Origin of the sequence: Tenacibaculum sediminilitoris (genome assembly GCF_964513795.1) — a bacterium.
GTDB classification, from domain to species: Bacteria; Bacteroidota; Bacteroidia; order Flavobacteriales; family Flavobacteriaceae; genus Polaribacter; species Polaribacter sediminilitoris.
Map to the genome: position 1 here is coordinate 124,625 of NZ_CAZEQR010000011.1, position 16,348 is coordinate 140,972.

16 protein-coding genes are annotated in these 16,348 nt (G+C 30.3%); 11 read left to right on the top strand and 5 right to left on the bottom strand.

The window, feature by feature from the left end; genetic code table 11:
* The first annotated feature begins 49 nt into the window (after positions 1 to 49).
* The 6 genes from ACKTSW_RS04380 to rpsA all read left to right on the top strand — a co-directional run bounded on the left by ACKTSW_RS04380 (position 50) and on the right by rpsA (position 5,735).
* Entirely contained in the window at positions 50 to 514 is a 465-nt protein-coding gene (locus tag ACKTSW_RS04380) for an LEA type 2 family protein (protein WP_408024059.1), read from the top strand.
* Between the two features lie 4 nt (positions 515 to 518).
* Positions 519 to 1,580 (top strand): bifunctional diaminohydroxyphosphoribosylaminopyrimidine deaminase/5-amino-6-(5-phosphoribosylamino)uracil reductase RibD, encoded by a 1,062-nt coding sequence (gene ribD / locus ACKTSW_RS04385; protein WP_408024060.1) that lies wholly within the window; start codon positions 519 to 521, stop codon positions 1,578 to 1,580.
* Complete coding sequence (locus ACKTSW_RS04390) at positions 1,573 to 2,181, top strand: HAD-IA family hydrolase (RefSeq protein WP_408024061.1); 609 nt, start codon at positions 1,573 to 1,575, stop codon at positions 2,179 to 2,181. Before ribD ends, ACKTSW_RS04390 begins: the two co-directional genes overlap by 8 nt.
* A gap of 1 nt (position 2,182) precedes the next feature.
* On the top strand, positions 2,183 to 3,043 hold the full coding sequence (locus tag ACKTSW_RS04395; RefSeq protein ID WP_408024062.1) for a GRP family sugar transporter: 861 nt from the start codon (positions 2,183 to 2,185) through the stop codon (positions 3,041 to 3,043).
* The gene (locus ACKTSW_RS04400; RefSeq protein WP_408024063.1) at positions 3,043 to 3,657 is read left to right on the top strand and encodes an IMPACT family protein; all 615 of its coding nucleotides are present in this window, start codon (positions 3,043 to 3,045) and stop codon (positions 3,655 to 3,657) included. Before ACKTSW_RS04395 ends, ACKTSW_RS04400 begins: the two co-directional genes overlap by 1 nt.
* A gap of 308 nt (positions 3,658 to 3,965) precedes the next feature.
* Positions 3,966 to 5,735: a 30S ribosomal protein S1 gene (rpsA, locus tag ACKTSW_RS04405; protein WP_408024064.1), complete on the top strand. Its 1,770-nt coding sequence runs from the start codon at positions 3,966 to 3,968 to the stop codon at positions 5,733 to 5,735.
* A 58-nt stretch (positions 5,736 to 5,793) separates the two neighbouring features.
* Here rpsA and ACKTSW_RS04410 read toward each other — a convergent pair whose 3' ends face one another.
* Both ACKTSW_RS04410 and ACKTSW_RS04415 read right to left on the bottom strand, forming a co-directional pair.
* A complete protein-coding gene (locus ACKTSW_RS04410) occupies positions 5,794 to 6,519 on the bottom strand; it encodes a CPBP family intramembrane glutamic endopeptidase (protein WP_408024065.1) in 726 nt (241 codons plus the stop codon).
* Position 6,520: 1 nt separating this feature from the next.
* On the bottom strand, positions 6,521 to 7,042 hold the full coding sequence (locus tag ACKTSW_RS04415; RefSeq protein ID WP_408024066.1) for a hypothetical protein: 522 nt from the start codon (positions 7,040 to 7,042) through the stop codon (positions 6,521 to 6,523).
* A gap of 123 nt (positions 7,043 to 7,165) precedes the next feature.
* Between ACKTSW_RS04415 and glmM the strand changes: the two genes are divergently transcribed.
* The 5 genes from glmM (at position 7,166) to ACKTSW_RS04440 (ending at position 12,623) form a co-directional block, all read left to right on the top strand.
* Positions 7,166 to 8,560 carry a phosphoglucosamine mutase gene (glmM, locus tag ACKTSW_RS04420; RefSeq protein ID WP_408024067.1) on the top strand — a complete coding sequence of 465 codons (1,395 nt, stop codon included), beginning with the start codon at positions 7,166 to 7,168 and terminating at the stop codon, positions 8,558 to 8,560.
* A 4-nt stretch (positions 8,561 to 8,564) separates the two neighbouring features.
* Positions 8,565 to 9,410: a hypothetical protein gene (locus ACKTSW_RS04425; RefSeq protein WP_408024068.1), complete on the top strand. Its 846-nt coding sequence runs from the start codon at positions 8,565 to 8,567 to the stop codon at positions 9,408 to 9,410.
* Positions 9,411 to 9,514: 104 nt separating this feature from the next.
* Positions 9,515 to 10,981, top strand: coding sequence for an aminotransferase class V-fold PLP-dependent enzyme (locus tag ACKTSW_RS04430; RefSeq protein ID WP_408024069.1), 1,467 nt, complete (start codon positions 9,515 to 9,517; stop codon positions 10,979 to 10,981).
* 1 nt (position 10,982) lies between these two features.
* Positions 10,983 to 12,038 carry a M14 family zinc carboxypeptidase gene (locus ACKTSW_RS04435; RefSeq protein WP_408024070.1) on the top strand — a complete coding sequence of 352 codons (1,056 nt, stop codon included), beginning with the start codon at positions 10,983 to 10,985 and terminating at the stop codon, positions 12,036 to 12,038.
* 105 nt (positions 12,039 to 12,143) lie between these two features.
* Positions 12,144 to 12,623 carry an Lrp/AsnC family transcriptional regulator gene (locus tag ACKTSW_RS04440; RefSeq protein WP_115901299.1) on the top strand — a complete coding sequence of 160 codons (480 nt, stop codon included), beginning with the start codon at positions 12,144 to 12,146 and terminating at the stop codon, positions 12,621 to 12,623.
* A 151-nt stretch (positions 12,624 to 12,774) separates the two neighbouring features.
* Here the strand turns inward: ACKTSW_RS04440 and ACKTSW_RS04445 are convergent, their stop codons facing one another.
* The 3 genes from ACKTSW_RS04445 to ACKTSW_RS04455 form a co-directional block, all read right to left on the bottom strand.
* The gene (locus ACKTSW_RS04445; RefSeq protein ID WP_408024071.1) at positions 12,775 to 13,467 is read right to left on the bottom strand and encodes a pseudouridine synthase; all 693 of its coding nucleotides are present in this window, start codon (positions 13,465 to 13,467) and stop codon (positions 12,775 to 12,777) included.
* A gap of 4 nt (positions 13,468 to 13,471) precedes the next feature.
* A complete protein-coding gene (locus ACKTSW_RS04450; protein ID WP_408024072.1) occupies positions 13,472 to 14,686 on the bottom strand; it encodes a multidrug effflux MFS transporter in 1,215 nt (404 codons plus the stop codon).
* 1,177 nt (positions 14,687 to 15,863) lie between these two features.
* Positions 15,864 to 16,241 carry a hypothetical protein gene (locus ACKTSW_RS04455; protein ID WP_408024073.1) on the bottom strand — a complete coding sequence of 126 codons (378 nt, stop codon included), beginning with the start codon at positions 16,239 to 16,241 and terminating at the stop codon, positions 15,864 to 15,866.
* Positions 16,242 to 16,348 lie beyond the last annotated feature (107 nt).

A 16,348-nucleotide genomic window follows, 5' to 3' on the forward strand; every position in this document is an offset into this window, starting at 1 on the left:
GAATATAGTACTTTTGCAGGAGCAAAGTACCCAAAAAACACGAATTTTCATGAAGAAAATCATTTATTTTTTACCTTTTTTATTATTAATAATTAGTTGCTCAGTAAAACAAAAGCCAATCTTTTTAAAAGTTGATGATATTAAACTTTTATCGGCTTCTACTGATACTATAAGAATGGGTGCTAACGCTTATTTTAAAAATCCAAACGATATAGGTGGTAAAATTGCGACTGATAAAATAAAAGTGTTAATTGATGAAGTAGAAGTAGCGCAAGTTTCTTCAAAAGAATTTAAAGTTCCAGCTCGTAAAGAATTTCATATTCCGTTAAAAGTGGTAATTCCTGCTAAAAAAGTATTTGAAAATAATAAAAACGGAATTTTAGGAGGGTTGTTAAACTCGTTGATAAATCAGCGTCTAAAAATTCATTTCAAAGGAGCTTTAAAATATAAATTTTTAGGTTTTTCACATGTATACCCTATTGATAAAGTAGAGGATATAAAAATTAAATTTTAAAGTTGTGAATCACGAAGTTTATATAGTACGTTGTTTAGAGTTAGCTAAAAAAGGAATAGGAACCACAAGGCCAAATCCTTCTGTTGGAGCAGTGATTGTACATAAAAACAAAATAATTGGAGAAGGTTTTACCTCTCCTTATAGTGGATCGCATGCAGAAGTAAATGCTATCAACTCAGTTCAAAATCATGAATTACTAAAAGAGGCAACTATTTATGTTACACTAGAACCTTGTTCACATCATGGAAAAACACCTCCTTGTGCAGATTTAATAATAGAGAAAGGGATACCTAACGTTGTTATAGGTTGTGTAGATACCAATAACTTGGTGGCAGGTAAAGGTATCGAGCGACTTAAACAAGCTGGTAGAAATGTGGTAGTTGGTGTTTGTGAAGAGGCTTGTAAAAAACATCATAAACGTTTTTTTACCGTTCAAAATAAAAAACGCCCATATATCATTTTAAAATGGGCCGAAACTAAAGACGGATTTATAGCTCCACTTACAAAAAATGAACAAAAGCCTGTATGGATTTCTAATAAATATTCTCAACAGCTAGTGCACAAATGGCGTAGTGAGGAGCATGCTATTTTAGTGGGAACTAATACGGTAATTGCAGATAACCCGTCATTGACAGTTCGTAGTTGGAAAGGAAATAATCCTATAAGAGTTGTTATTGATAAAAGCTTAAGAATACCTACAAAATCAACTGTTTTTGATGGAAATATTCAAACAATAGTTGTTACAGAAGTAGAGAAGGAGGCAGATGTCATTTCGAACGATAGTGAGAAATCTCACGCACTCATTTACGAACAAATCGATTTTTCTTCTCGAGTAGCAGAACAAATCTGTGAGGTACTACATAAACACCAAATACAATCGGTAATTATAGAAGGTGGTGCTAAAACATTACAAACATTTATCGATGCAAATTTATGGGATGAAGCTAGGGTTTTTATTGGTGATGTAGTTTTGAGAGGAGGAGTAAAGCATCCAATTTTTAACGCTAGGCTATCTTCAGAAGAAAAAATAGATAACGATATTTTAAGAATATATAGGAATGATTAAAAACATCATTTTTGATTTTGGTGATGTATTCATCAATTTAGACAAAGAAGCAACATATAAAGAATTAGCAAAGTTAGGAGTTACTGAAATTTCTGAAGAGATGATACAGCAATATTATCAGTATGAAATGGGATTAATTTCAACCGATAATTTTGTGTCTTTTTTTCATGATAAATTCAATATTTCAAAAAAAGATTTAATCCGTTCGTGGAATGCAATATTATTAGATTTTCCTAAGCATCGATTGAGCTTTTTGAAAGAATTAGCTACTAGTAATCGATACAGGTTGTTTTTATTGAGTAACACTAACGACTTACATATTTCATGGATTCAGAATGATTGGGGTAAAGAATTATATGATGAATTTAAAAATTGTTTTGAAAAATTCTACTTATCACACGAAATTAACCTTAGAAAACCCAATACAAATATCTTTGAATTTGTATTACAAAAAAACGATTTACAACCTTCTGAAACTTTTTTTATAGATGACACCAAAGAAAATACAGAGGCTGCAAAACAGTTAGGAATTCATGTATGGAATAATTGTCCGAAAACAGAAGATGTAGTTAATTTATTGACTAAAGAAGCTTTTAATTAGTATGGTATACTTACTCCTTAGTGTTTTTTTTTCTACCTCGTTGTTTGTTATTTTTAAATACTTTGAAAAGTATAAAGTAAACACCTTACAGGCTATAGTAGTAAATTATCTTGTAGCATTCGGTTTAGGAATGTTTTCTGCCAACACCTTTAATAAACTAGCAACAATTCCCTCTCAACAATGGGTTTATGGGGCTATGCTTTTGGGGTTGCTCTTTATATTAATTTTCTTTGTTATGGCAATTACTGCTCAAAAAAATGGAGTAGCTGTAGCCTCTGTTGCAGGAAAAATGTCTGTAGTAGTTCCTATTATATTTGGTATTGTATTATACAAAGAAAGTGTTACTACACTTAAAGTTATTGGAATTATTATAGCATTGGTAGCAGTCTATTTATCTTCAGTAAAAGAAGAAAAAGAAAAAACAAGCGCAGGTTTATTATTTCCTACATTACTATTTTTAGGATCTGGAATTATAGATACTACGATAAAATATGTAGAAACCAATTTTGTAAAAGTTAATGATGTAGATTTTTTCTCAGGAAGCTTATTTGGGTTTGCAGCAATTTTTGGAATACTAATTTTATTAGCACAACAATTCTCATCACCTCAAAAATTGGAGTTTAAAAATGTATTAGCAGGTATTGCTTTAGGTATTCCTAATTATTATTCAATAGTATTTTTAATAAAAGCCTTACAAAATAAAGGTATCGAAAGTTCTACTCTATTTACAATTAATAATGTAGGAGTTGTGGTAGTTTCTACCATTGTAGGCTTCTTTTTATTCAAAGAATATTTTAGCATAAAAAATAAAATAGGAGTTGCCTTAGCTATTCTCGGAATTATTTTGGTTACTATTGCATGATGAGTGAAATTAAAGACACCTATAAAACAATAACAAAACCTTCAGAAGAAACCTTATTTAAAGACCGAAATAGTAAATTTTTCGGGTATGCTTTTCCTGTTTTTTCTGAAGAAGATATTAAAGAACGTTTAGAAGAACTTCGAAAACAACATCATACAGCACGTCATCATTGCTATGCATGGCAATTAGGAACTGAAAAAATCCGATTTAGAGCGAATGACGATGGTGAGCCTAGCAATTCTGCAGGTCAGCCAATTTATGGACAAATACAATCTTTTGAGGTTACCAATATTTTAATTGTTTCGGTACGCTATTTTGGTGGAACAAAACTAGGAGTGGGAGGATTAATTAATGCCTATCGATCTTCAGCTCAACTAGCTTTAGAAGCTTCAGAAATTATTGAGAAAACTATAGATATTCACTATAAGTTAAGGTTTGGATATGATATGATGAACAAAGTGCAACGTATTATTAAAGAACGAAATCTAGATATTATCAATCAAAAATTAGAATTAGACTGCGAATACACCATCTCGGTACGAAAAAAAGAAGCTGAGAGTATTTTTGAAGTTTTTGATACCTTGTTTAAGGTAGAAATAAAAGAAGAGGAATAATGTTTAGTTTATCCTTAATTTTTGAATTACTAACCTCACTATCTTGATTATAATATGATTTAATTAAAAAAGAATAATATTTTTTTCTTCGATAGGTACCAATACTTAAGTGATATCTTAAATTCCTTTAACCCTCTAAAAACCAAAACATTTTAGGTTACTTCAAGAATTATTCGTAAATTTGCACGCCTTTTTACGAGTACAGATTTAAAAAGGGTAGAAAATAATATTTATTAAGTTTAATTTCTCTTGGCGTTAGTGTCGTTAAAAATCTGATTAACAAAAAGATACAAATATTTATTTCAGACATGTCTGAAGAAACAAAGAACACAGCAGAAGCTGTAAATCCAGCACAATTTTTAGCAACTTTTAACTGGCATAAATACGAAGAAGGTATTGACGAAGTTGATGAGTCTAAATTACAAGAATTTGAAAAAGCCTTAGAAGGTACTGTAGGGTTCGTAAACGAGCGTGATGTTATCGAAGGTGAAGTAGTACGTATCACAGATCGTGATGCTATTATCGACATCAACTCTAAGTCTGAAGGTGTAATTTCGTTAAACGAATTCCGTTACAACCCAAATTTAGCTGTTGGAGACAAAGTAGAAGTATTAGTTGACAAAAGAGAAGATTCTTCAGGTCAATTAGTATTATCTCACAAAAAAGCACGTGTAATCAAAGCTTGGGATCGTGTTAACAACGCACACGAAACTGGTGAAATTGTTAACGGTTTTGTGAAGTGTAGAACTCGTGGAGGTATGATCGTTGATGTATTTGGTATTGAAGCATTCTTACCAGGTTCTCAAATTGATGTGAAGCCTATCCGTGACTACGATCAATATGTAGAGAAAACTATGGAATTCAAAGTTGTGAAAATCAACCACGAATTTAAAAACGTAGTAGTATCTCATAAAGCGTTAATTGAAGCTGATTTAGAAGATCAAAAACGTGAAATTATCGGTCAATTAGAAAAAGGACAAGTACTAGAAGGTATTGTTAAAAACATTACTTCTTATGGTGTATTTGTTGACTTAGGAGGTGTTGACGGATTAGTTCATATTACTGATTTATCTTGGTCTCGTATCAACCACCCGAACGAAGTTGTAGAGCTAGATCAAAAATTAAACGTTGTAATCTTAGACTTTGACGATAACAAATCTAGAATTCAATTAGGATTAAAACAATTATCTGCTCACCCTTGGGAAGCTTTAAACTCTGAATTAAAAGTAGGAGATAAGGTAAAAGGTAAAGTAGTTGTTTTAGCTGATTATGGTGCGTTTGTAGAGGTTGAAGAAGGAGTAGAAGGATTAATTCACGTATCTGAAATGTCATGGTCAACACACTTACGTTCTGCACAAGATTTCGTAAAAGTTGGTGATGAAGTAGAAGCTCAAATCTTAACATTAGATCGTGAGGAGCGTAAAATGTCTTTAGGTATGAAGCAATTACACCCAGATCCATGGACAGATATTACCACTAAATACCCAGTAGGTTCTAAACACACTGGTACGGTACGTAACTACACTAACTTTGGTGTATTCGTAGAGTTAGAAGAAGGTATTGATGGATTAGTATATATCTCTGATTTATCTTGGACTAAGAAAATTAAGCACCCATCAGATTTCGTAACTGTTGGTGATCAATTAGAAGTTCAAGTATTAGAATTAGACGTAGAGAACCGTAAATTAAACTTAGGTCATAAGCAAACTCAAGATAACCCTTGGGATGCTCATGAAGCTACGTACAAAATCGGATCTATGCACGAAGGTACTATTAAAGAGAAGAATGATAAAGGTGCAACTGTAGTATTTGCTGATGGTGTTGAAGCTTTCGCTCCAACTCGTTTCTTAGAAAAAGAAGACGGAGGTAAATTAGCTAAAGGTGACGAAGCTAAATTTCAGGTAACTGAATTTAGTAAAGAATACCGTAGAATTGTTGTTTCTCATACTTCTATCTTTAGAGAAGAAGAACAAAAGAACATTAAAGCTGCTGCTGCTAAAGCTCAAGATGTAGAAAAAACTACTTTAGGAGATATCGGTGGATTGGCTGAATTAAAGAAGAAAATGGAAGGAAAATAATCCCTTACAACTTCTTAAAAATTAAAAACCGTTAAGCTGTAAAGTTTAACGGTTTTTTTTATGAATTAAAAGCATAATAATCAACTAGTAAAACACAGAGGTTATGTATAAAATGAATTAGCATAGGTAACCATAAAGAATCATGTTTAAACCTTAAATAGCCTAAAAACAAACCAAAAGGAAAAATCCAAATTAAGGATATAAATGAAAAATGTACCAAAGCAAATAACAAAGAAGTTGCTATTATTGTTGATTTAACCGATGTTACTTCGGTTAATAAATTAAATAAAAAACCTCTAAAAGCAAGTTCTTCAAATATCGGTGGAAGTATCGCTATAAACATTAAAGCCCATAAAAATTGGTAATCTAAATATAAATAACTTTCATAAGAATTTAAAGAAACATCATTAATTAAACTATTAACAAACTCAACCCCATAATAAACTAAAAAAGAATTGACTATAGTTACTAAAATATACAGAGATAAAAGGCTCTTATTAATTTTAGGAAATTTATATAATTGTAACATCTCCTTCTTCCTTACTAAAGAAAAACCAATAACTAAAGAGATAAATAAACTCTCTATTAGAATTTCAACCCAAATATTTTCTTTATAACCATCATAAACAAAAAAAGAAACCCCTATAAATACAATTACAGATACATAAAAGGCTATAATAAAATCTATTACATTACTTTTCTTTTCTAACAATTGATTTCCACAAGTAGAACAAAAATTTACATTAGTTTTATATCTTTTTTTACAATTTCTACATTGGTTCATTCTACAAGTTAGAGTTTGCAGTTTTAACCTTTTGTAAATCAAAGGCTGAATATAATCCTTTACCTATGTAAGAAATAATAAGAAATTTCCAAAGTATTCCCTTAACTATTGATGTAGGGTCAATAATAGCTGAAATTATTATTAGTGTTAGGTACAATAATAGTCCTGATAATAAAGCAATGAAAGGTTTTTTTTCAGACCAAAAGGCTAAGGCTAAATAAATTAAAGCTACAAAAAAATTCACTCCTAAATCAAGAATACTTTTTGTAGAAAAATAATAAATAAAACCATATACAATCATAATTCCGCATAGAACAAATAAGGTATTCCTAGCAGACTTAATTTTTTCGCCAGCACCAATATTCTTGCTTTTTTCCATTGCTCTTTTTGCAAAAAACTGAGCTCTCTCTTTGTCTGTCCCATTTTCTGGATGTCCACAATTTGAACAAAAAACAACATCTTTTTCAATTTGCTCTTTACAAAAAGAGCAATTCATAACATCTTTTTCAATTTTATTTTCCATAATACATTTTTATATAACGCTACAAATATATCTTTTTGAAATTAATATTTTGAAGGTATTTAAAAGTTCTTAGCAATCAAGTGAATCATAAATTTTATATTTGCTGTCTAATAAAAAATTAATATGACACTTATTAAATCGATATCAGGTATTAGAGGTACCATAGGCGGAAATACAGGTGATAATTTAACCCCGATAGACGCTGTTAAATTCGCAGCAGCTTACGGAACATTTATAAAAAAGAAAAACTCCGAAGAAGAAAAAATAACTATTGTAATTGGTAGAGATGCTCGTATATCGGGCAAGATGATAAGTAACTTAGTTGCAAATACCTTGGTTGGTTTAGGAATTAATGTAATTGATTTAGGCTTATCTACAACACCTACTGTTGAAGTTGCTGTTCCTTTAGAGAAAGCTGATGGAGGTATTATTTTAACTGCATCACACAACCCAAAGCAATGGAATGCTTTAAAACTTTTAAACAATAAAGGAGAGTTTTTAAATGGTATAGACGGAGCAGAAATTTTACAAATAGCTGAAAATGATACAACTATTGAGTTTGCTGAAGTTGATGATTTAGGATACTATAAGAAAAAGAAAAACTATATAAAGAAACATATTAAAGAAGTTTTAAAACTAGATTTAGTTGATAAAAAAGCTATTAAAAAAGCGAAATTTAAAGTAGTGGTTGATGGAGTTAACTCTACCGGAGGTATTGCTATTCCAGCCTTGCTAAAAGAATTAGGGGTAAAGTGTATTGAATTATATTGTGAGCCTAACGGACACTTTCCACACAATCCAGAACCTTTAAAAGAGCACTTAACAGACATCTCTGAATTAGTAGTGAAGAAAAAAGCCGATTTAGGTATTGTGGTAGATCCAGATGTAGATCGTTTAGCTTTAATTTCGGAAGATGGATCTATGTTTGGAGAAGAATACACTTTAGTAGCTTGTGCCGATTATGTATTGGAACAGTTAGGCGGTGGAAATACAGTTTCTAATCTTTCATCTTCAAGAGCATTACGTGATGTTACTGAAAAACATGGAGGTACATACACAGCGAGTGCAGTAGGAGAGGTGAACGTGGTACAAATGATGAAAGATACCAATACGGTAATCGGAGGAGAAGGAAATGGAGGAATCATTTATCCTGAGTCTCATTATGGAAGAGACTCATTAGTAGGAGTCGCTTTATTTTTATCACATTTAGCACATAAAAAAACATCATGTAAAGAGTTAAGAGATTCGTATCCTAGCTACTTTATGAGTAAAAATAAAATCCAGTTAACACCACAAATTGATGTTGATAAGATTTTAGAAACCATGGCTGCCAACTACAAAAATGAAGATGTAAATACTATTGATGGAGTAAAAATTGATTTTGCTGAAGAGTGGGTGCACTTACGTAAATCTAATACTGAACCAATCATCAGAATTTATACAGAAAGCACTAGTCAAGAAAATGCAGATGCTTTAGCCAAAAGATTTATTACTGAAATACAACAAATAATACAATAGTTCTTTGAAATTAAAAATAGTAAGTTTATTAATGCTGATGGTTTCAGTATCAATAATAGCGCAGGAGAGAAACGAAGAAATCGTTCAAAAGAAAAAAGTAACTAACAAAGGAAAACTCTTCGTTTATTGGGGATGGAACTGGGCTAGTTATTCTAATTCAGATATTCGCTTTAAAGGAGCAAATTACGATTTTACATTGCAAAATGTAAAAGCTCAAGACAGACAAACAAAGTTTTCATTTAATGATTATTTTAATCCAGGAAGAGTAACTATTCCTCAAACTAACTATAGAATAGGATATTTTTTCAAGGAAAACTATACTGTTTCTATTGGAGTAGATCATATGAAATATGTAATGATAGCTGATCAAGATGTAAAAATTAATGGAAACATTAATATAGGAAACGCGAAGTATGATGGAGTATATAATAATGAAACGATCAATTTAGCAGCAGATTTTTTACGTTTTGAACACACTGATGGACTAAATTACCTTAATGTAGAAGTAAAACGGTTTGATGATGTAAGCCACTGGTTTGGTTTAAACTTAGAAAACTTACAAATAAATTTAACAGAAGGAGTAGGGCTTGGTGTTTTATATCCAAGAACAAATACTACTTTATTAGGTATGGAACGACATGATGATTTTCATTTATCAGGATATGGAGCTTCAATTGGAGCTGGTTTGAACATCGCTTTTTTTAAACATTTTTTTATTCAAGCTGATTTAAAAGGAGGAAATATTTATATGCCTAATGTTAAAACTACTAATAATTCTGCCGATAAAGCCTCACAAAGTTTCTATTTTTTTGAAAACACCTTTTTAATAGGTGGTAAGTTTAAACTTTAATAACAAAGTGTTATAAATACGTTAATATTTATAACTATTTTAGGCTAGCTAGTAGCATACTACTAACTTTACGTAACACAACAAACAACAAGAGATTTTTAACTATGGATTTAGAACAATATTTTGATAAGTTCAGGAAAAATATAGTAGGCATAGACCAAACATTTCAAACACCATATGGTGAAAAGAAAATGATTTATACAGATTGGACTGCAAGCGGAAGATTATATCGACCTATAGAAGAACAACTTTTAAATAAGTTTGGGCCTTTTGTAGCCAATACTCATACAGAAACTTCAACTTCAGGAGCAGCTATGACCTTAGCATATCATGAAGCACGAAATATTATCAAACGTCACGTAAATGCATCGACAAATGATGTGTTAATTACGGAAGGATCTGGTATGACGGGAATTGTTAATAAATTTCAGCGTATTTTAGGATTAAAAATAAGTGAAAATTTAAAAGAAAACACACAGGTTCCAGATGAAAAAAGACCTATTGTCTTTGTAAGTCATATGGAGCACCACTCAAACCAAACATCTTGGATTGAAACCATAGCAGATGTTGAAGTTGTTCCTTGTAATGATGAAGGATTAGTGTGTTTAGATAAGTTTGAAGAAACTATAAAAAAACACTTAGATAGACCTATTAAAATTGCCTCTATAGTAGCAGGATCAAATGTAACAGGAATAAAGACAAATTATCATAAAGTAGCTTCATTAATTCATAAATATGGAGGTTTGTGCTTTGTTGATTTTGCCTGTTCTGCACCTTATGTTGATATTGATATGCATCCTGAAAAAGAAGATGAATATTTAGATGCTATTTTCTTTTCTCCACATAAGTTTTTAGGAGGTCCAGGAAGTTCTGGAGTGTTAATTTTTAATAAAAAATTGTATAAAAATATGGTTCCTGATAACCCTGGAGGAGGAACGGTTAGTTATACAAACCCATGGGGGCAACACGATTATTTTGACGATGTAGAAACGCGTGAAGATGGAGGTACACCAGCTTTTTTACAAACAATTAAAATAGCTTTATGTATTCAGATAAAAGATCAAATGGGTACAGATAAAATAAAGGAACGTGAAGATGAAATCAATCCAACTATCTTTAACTGTTTAGAAAATTTAAAAGGAGTTAAAATATTAGCACCAGATCATAAAGATCGTTTGAGTATTTTTTCTTTCTATTTTGAAAAATATCACTTCAACCTTGTTGTAAAATTATTAAACGACCGATTTGGAATTCAAACTAGGGGAGGATGTTCTTGTGCAGGAACCTATGGACACTTCTTATTAAATGTAGATCAAATAAGATCAAATGAGATTAAAGGTCAAATATTAGAAGGGTGTAATACAGAAAAACCAGGTTGGGTGCGTTTATCAGTACACCCAACAATTACAAATGAAGAAGTACAATTTATTTGTGAGTCGTTACAAGCATTAGCTGAAAACATAGAAGAATGGTCTAAAGACTATGAGTACGACATTATTAAAAATGATTATGTACACAAAACTGTTGAACCCATTGAAAAACAGTTGGTAACTGATTGGTTTTCGTTATAATATGACACACTTAAGCAGCTCTTTTTTAGAAGACAATTATTTAAAAATTAAAGAAGACTCTATATCTGGAAGATGGATAACATTATCAGATATAGAGCCTTTATATTTTGGCTTACAAAATTCAGAAATTCAAACAAAAATTATTGGAGAATCAGAAGAAGGGAGAGCCATTTACCAATTAAAGTTGGGAAAAGGGAAAAAAAGGATTCTTATTTGGAGTCAAATGCATGGAAACGAAAGTACAGGAACTAAAGCTGTATTTGACTTTTTAAACTTTATTCAACGCTTTGCTACCCATGAAATAACTAAATCTATTTTAAGCAATTGCAGTATTACGATTATTCCTATGCTAAATCCAGACGGAGCACAAGCCTATACACGCGTCAATGCTAATAATGTTGACTTAAATAGAGATGCAGTAGAGTTAGAGGCCAAAGAAAGTAAGTTTTTACGTAGTATTTTAGAAGAAGTGAATCCTCAATTTTGCTTCAATTTACATGATCAAAGAACTATTTTTGGTGTTGAAGGAACTAAAAATCCAGCAACAATTTCATTTTTAGCACCTTCAGAAGAAGAAAAAAGAACAATTACAGAAGGAAGAAAAGAAACTATGAATGTAATTGTAGCTATGAATGATTTGTTACAAGAAATTATACCTAATCATGTTGGTCGTTATACAGATGAATTTTATTCAACTGCTACAGGAGATAATTTTCAAAAGTTAGGACACAATACAATATTAATTGAAGCTGGTCATTTTCCGAATGATTACGACAGGGAAGAGGTTAGAAAATTCAATTTTTATGCGCTATTACAGGGAATATATCACATTTCTTCAGAAGAAAACTTTAAAGAATTTGAAAAATATTTAGCTATTCCTAACAATATCAAGAACTTCTACGATGTGATTTATCGATCAAAAAATAATAAAAAAGATGTTGCATATCAGTATGTAGAAAGTATAGAAAATGATAAATTTGCACTCGTTTTAACAAAAGAAAAAGAAGGGGAATTATCTATGTATTTAGCCCATAAAGAATTCATAAAGAATTCATAAAGAATTCACAAAGAACAGTTAAAAATTCTTTTTCTTTCAAACAAAACTTATTTTTTTTAGAAAAAAACTATATTTTAGCAATATTATTTGAAGAAAGCAAAAAAAATGAAGAAGTTCATACTAGATGAGATTGATCATCAAATTTTAGACATTTTAATAGAGAATGCTCGCACACCTTTTACAGACATCGCAAAAAAGCTATTAGTATCTGCAGGTACTATACATGTACGTGTAAAGAAAATGGAAGACGAAGGAATTATTCAAGGGTCTACATTGACCTTGAATTATGAAAAAATGGGATATTCGTTTATTGCTCATGTTGGAATTTTTTTAGAGAAAACATCCATGACTCAACATGTGCTTGATAACTTACGTTTAATTCCAAACGTAACGGTTGCTTACGTAACTGCAGGGAAGTATAATATTTTCTGTAAAGTACGTGCTAAAAATACTAATGATGCAAAAGATATTATTTATAAAATAGATGATGTGCATGGTGTTAATAGAACAGAAACAATGATTGCTCTAGAAGAAAGCATCAATGATAAAAAACGTTTAATGCATGCTATATTTAAAGATATTTAAAAATATTTTATAAAAGTAAAAGAAAGGGTAGCAAATATTTGCTACCCTTTCTTTTACTTAATCAATTAAACCAAAGCAAACATTTTACTTCCAACTATCATCTATGTAATTATTATATAACTAAATACAATAGAGTAGAGGAGAGTTTTTTTTATAATTTCCAATTAAACTTTTCAAAAACAACTAACCAATCTTTAGGTAAATTAGTTTTTATTAAAAGATTTTTATTTAAGTAAGGATGAACAAATGCTAAGGAGTATGCATGTAAGAAAAGGTTTTCACAATTAAAATTCTCTATAAACATTATATTATGATTTTTATCACCATATTTTGGGTCTCCAATTAGTGGGTGGCTAATTTTGTTCATATGAATTCGCAATTGATGTAGTCTTCCTGTTTTAGGAAGTAATTTAACCAAACTATACCTTGAGCTATTATAAGGTTTTACAGGTATATTTAGAGTAACTGTTCTTATAGTAGATAAATGTGTTTCTGCTTCCTTATGTACATTAGCGTCTCTTCCTTTAACAGGAGAATCTATAATTTTAGTTTCAGGTGCATGACCTCTAACAATACCATAATATGTCTTTTGTATTTCGTTTTTGGTAAATAATTCTTGAAACTTGGCGACAAACTTTGTTTCTTTTGCTAAGAGTATAATTCCTGATGTTTTTCTATCAAGCCTATGCAAAGGATACACTTTACACCCCAATTGTTCTTCTATGATTTGTAATAAAGAATCTTCATCGGCAACATTTCTTGAATGATGTGCATGGTGTACAACTACATTATTAGGTTTTGACACACAAAGTATATACTCATCTTCGTAAAGTACATCAATCATTGAATTATTCGTTTACAGGTGTTAGTTTCGTGAAATTTAACAGTAGCAAAGATAAGATTCCGCAGACAAAAAAACCTATGAAAAGTGGGAGTGTAGTAGTAGCAACATAATAACCAATAAAAGTAGCTATCGGTACTGCCATTATCGTAGATACAAACCCATTAATTGCAGCTCCAATTCCAGCAATATGACCAACAGGTTGCATTGCTAAAGCACGAAGATTTCCAAATAAAAAACCAATTGAAAAAAACTGTAATGCAAAAAACAGCAATAGTACAGCAATACTAGGGTTTTCTTTCTGATAAAAAAGTACTATGTATATAATAGGAACAATTGAAAAAATAATAAGGAAAAAAGACACTAATTTGTGCATACCAAATCTCATTACAAACGAGCCATTTAAGAAGGTTGCAAAGCCTACTGAAATAGCTAAACCTGCAAAAATGTAAGGAAATTCGTCTACTAATAAATATTGTTCTTGAAAAATTTGCTGTGATGCACTTAAATATACCATAAACGATCCAGTAATGAATCCAGAAATTAGAGTAAATATAATGGCTTGTCTATATTTCACAAATTCTTTTAAGCCGTTTGAAAATAAGTTAAACGAAAACTTAATTCTATTTTCTTTTTTAAGTGTTTCTGGTTGCCGTTTCCATAACCAGAACATAACTAAAGCACCATAAATTAATTGACTATAAAAAATTGACTTCCATCCATAAATATCTAACATTATTTTACCAATAGCAGGAGCAACAACAGGAACTAAAATAAATATCACTACAATAAATGACATTATTTTAGCCATATAATTTCCGCTAAAACTATCGCGAACCATGGCTATACTAATAGTTCTTGGGGCTGAAAGTCCTATTCCTTGTAAAATTCTTCCAAAAACCATCATTTCTATACTGGCAGCATTAACACATATAAAACTAGCAATAACAAAGAGTAAAAAACCTACATAAATAATGGGCTTTCTTCCTAAGCTATCAGAAATTGGTCCAGATATTAACTGTCCAAAACCTAAGCCTAAAAAAATCATTGTAACTAATAACTGATTATTTGACTCTTCATTAATATGAATACTAAATCCAATTTGTTCTAGTGCAGGAAGTATAGCATCTATAGATAAGGCTACTAACGACATTAAAGACGCCATTAATACAATAAATTCTAATTTTGATTGATCTTTTTTTGATTGATCCTTTTTTTGCATTCAGCAAAAGTAGTGTCTTTATTTCGGATTAAAGAGCATATTATATTTAAAAAAGGCGCTGTTAAGAATAGATTAGGATTGTTGAATAAATAATAAAAAGTGAAGGGGTCAGATTCTATAACAGCGCCACTATACTCTCGTGTTTACATTGAATAAAACAGCTATGTTTAGATTAACCCTACTTTTTTTGTTAATTTTTTTTTAAATTTTACTTTTTATAGCCAAAACATTACTCTTTTCACTTCTAAATTACCATGTTTTTTCATTTAAATTCATGTATTTCGTTGTGTAAGTATCCTGTTAATTTACCTTTTTAAGATTGTTTTATAAAACATAATTTGTAATGGTAAAAGAGAAAGTGTATGTAGCTCTAGAGTTTGTTTTAATATTTAGGTTTTAAACACTCTATTTAACATAATGTTAATTATAGTACAAATATCTCATTTTAGTATTTTACAGTGATTTCGCTATTTGATAGCTATAATTCCATATTATGTAAAATATCCCAGAATGTTTAGATATCTAAAGAAACATCCTGCTTGGGTCATTAAACTAATAAGCGGTTTGCTTCGCAGAGTTTAAAAACATTTGTATCTATAATTAGCCGTTATGTAAAATAGCCGCTACCAATCGCTCGATTGTTTTATAAAATCAAATTGCTCTGGCAATTTATTTTACACACAATTATCCATCGCTTGCCAACGCCAAAATAAAAGCTAACCTTTTTTCTCTTATTAAAAATCGCGTATTCGATAAAATGTACGTCATAAAAAATTTTAGACGATTACTCACGTCTTTTATATTGTTTTAGACATGTTCGTGAATGCTTCGCATTTCTCGTAAGCTTGCCACAAGAGCATAAATTTTAAGAAAAATAAAATTCTATGCACTTGTTATATCTAGAACTTCAATTAATCTTCTTTTTCGTGTTTCATTATCTTTTGTCTTGAAACAAAAGAAACAAAAATTCAAGGCTGCATATAATTTTGGAAACAATTAACGGCTCATTCTCTATATTTTAGGAAACATTGGAACTGATTTACATTACTTTGAAATCCCTTGTATAATTGTAACTCTTAATAAAAGGTATAACTAAATCCCTAAAATATGGACGCTCATTTCACCTTATTGTTTTACCAAAATTTTATGAGGCCAAGTTTAATATCGAGATTCTATTTTACATAATATTTAGAGCGTAAATTTGAAGGCTTTCATTGTAATTACCATTATATTCTTTTCCAATAGCCTTAAATCCAAGATTAATAAGCAATTTAACCATATATGGATTTCCAGTTGTAGCATATATATTTCCGTCTTTGACTTTTGAAATCAATTCAGAATTCAATTTGAAATTATAACCTTTACCTCTATGTTTTTTGTGAGTTACAGCATACCCTAACTCAAAAGAATAATGATTTGCTTTATCTTTTATATTCCCATTATTGAATACTCTATTTTTATAATTATCATTAGGAATCTTAAGAGATGTTACTGCAATTAATTTGTCATCAACATAACCCAAAGCTAATAGTTTCGCTTTTTTAAGTCTAGTCATAAGTGTTTCCTTATTAACTTGTCCTCCAACCCTTCACTAACTCATAAAAATCATTTATTTCTTTTTCTGTAAACTTATTTGGTTCTTGAACTTTAATTATCATTTTA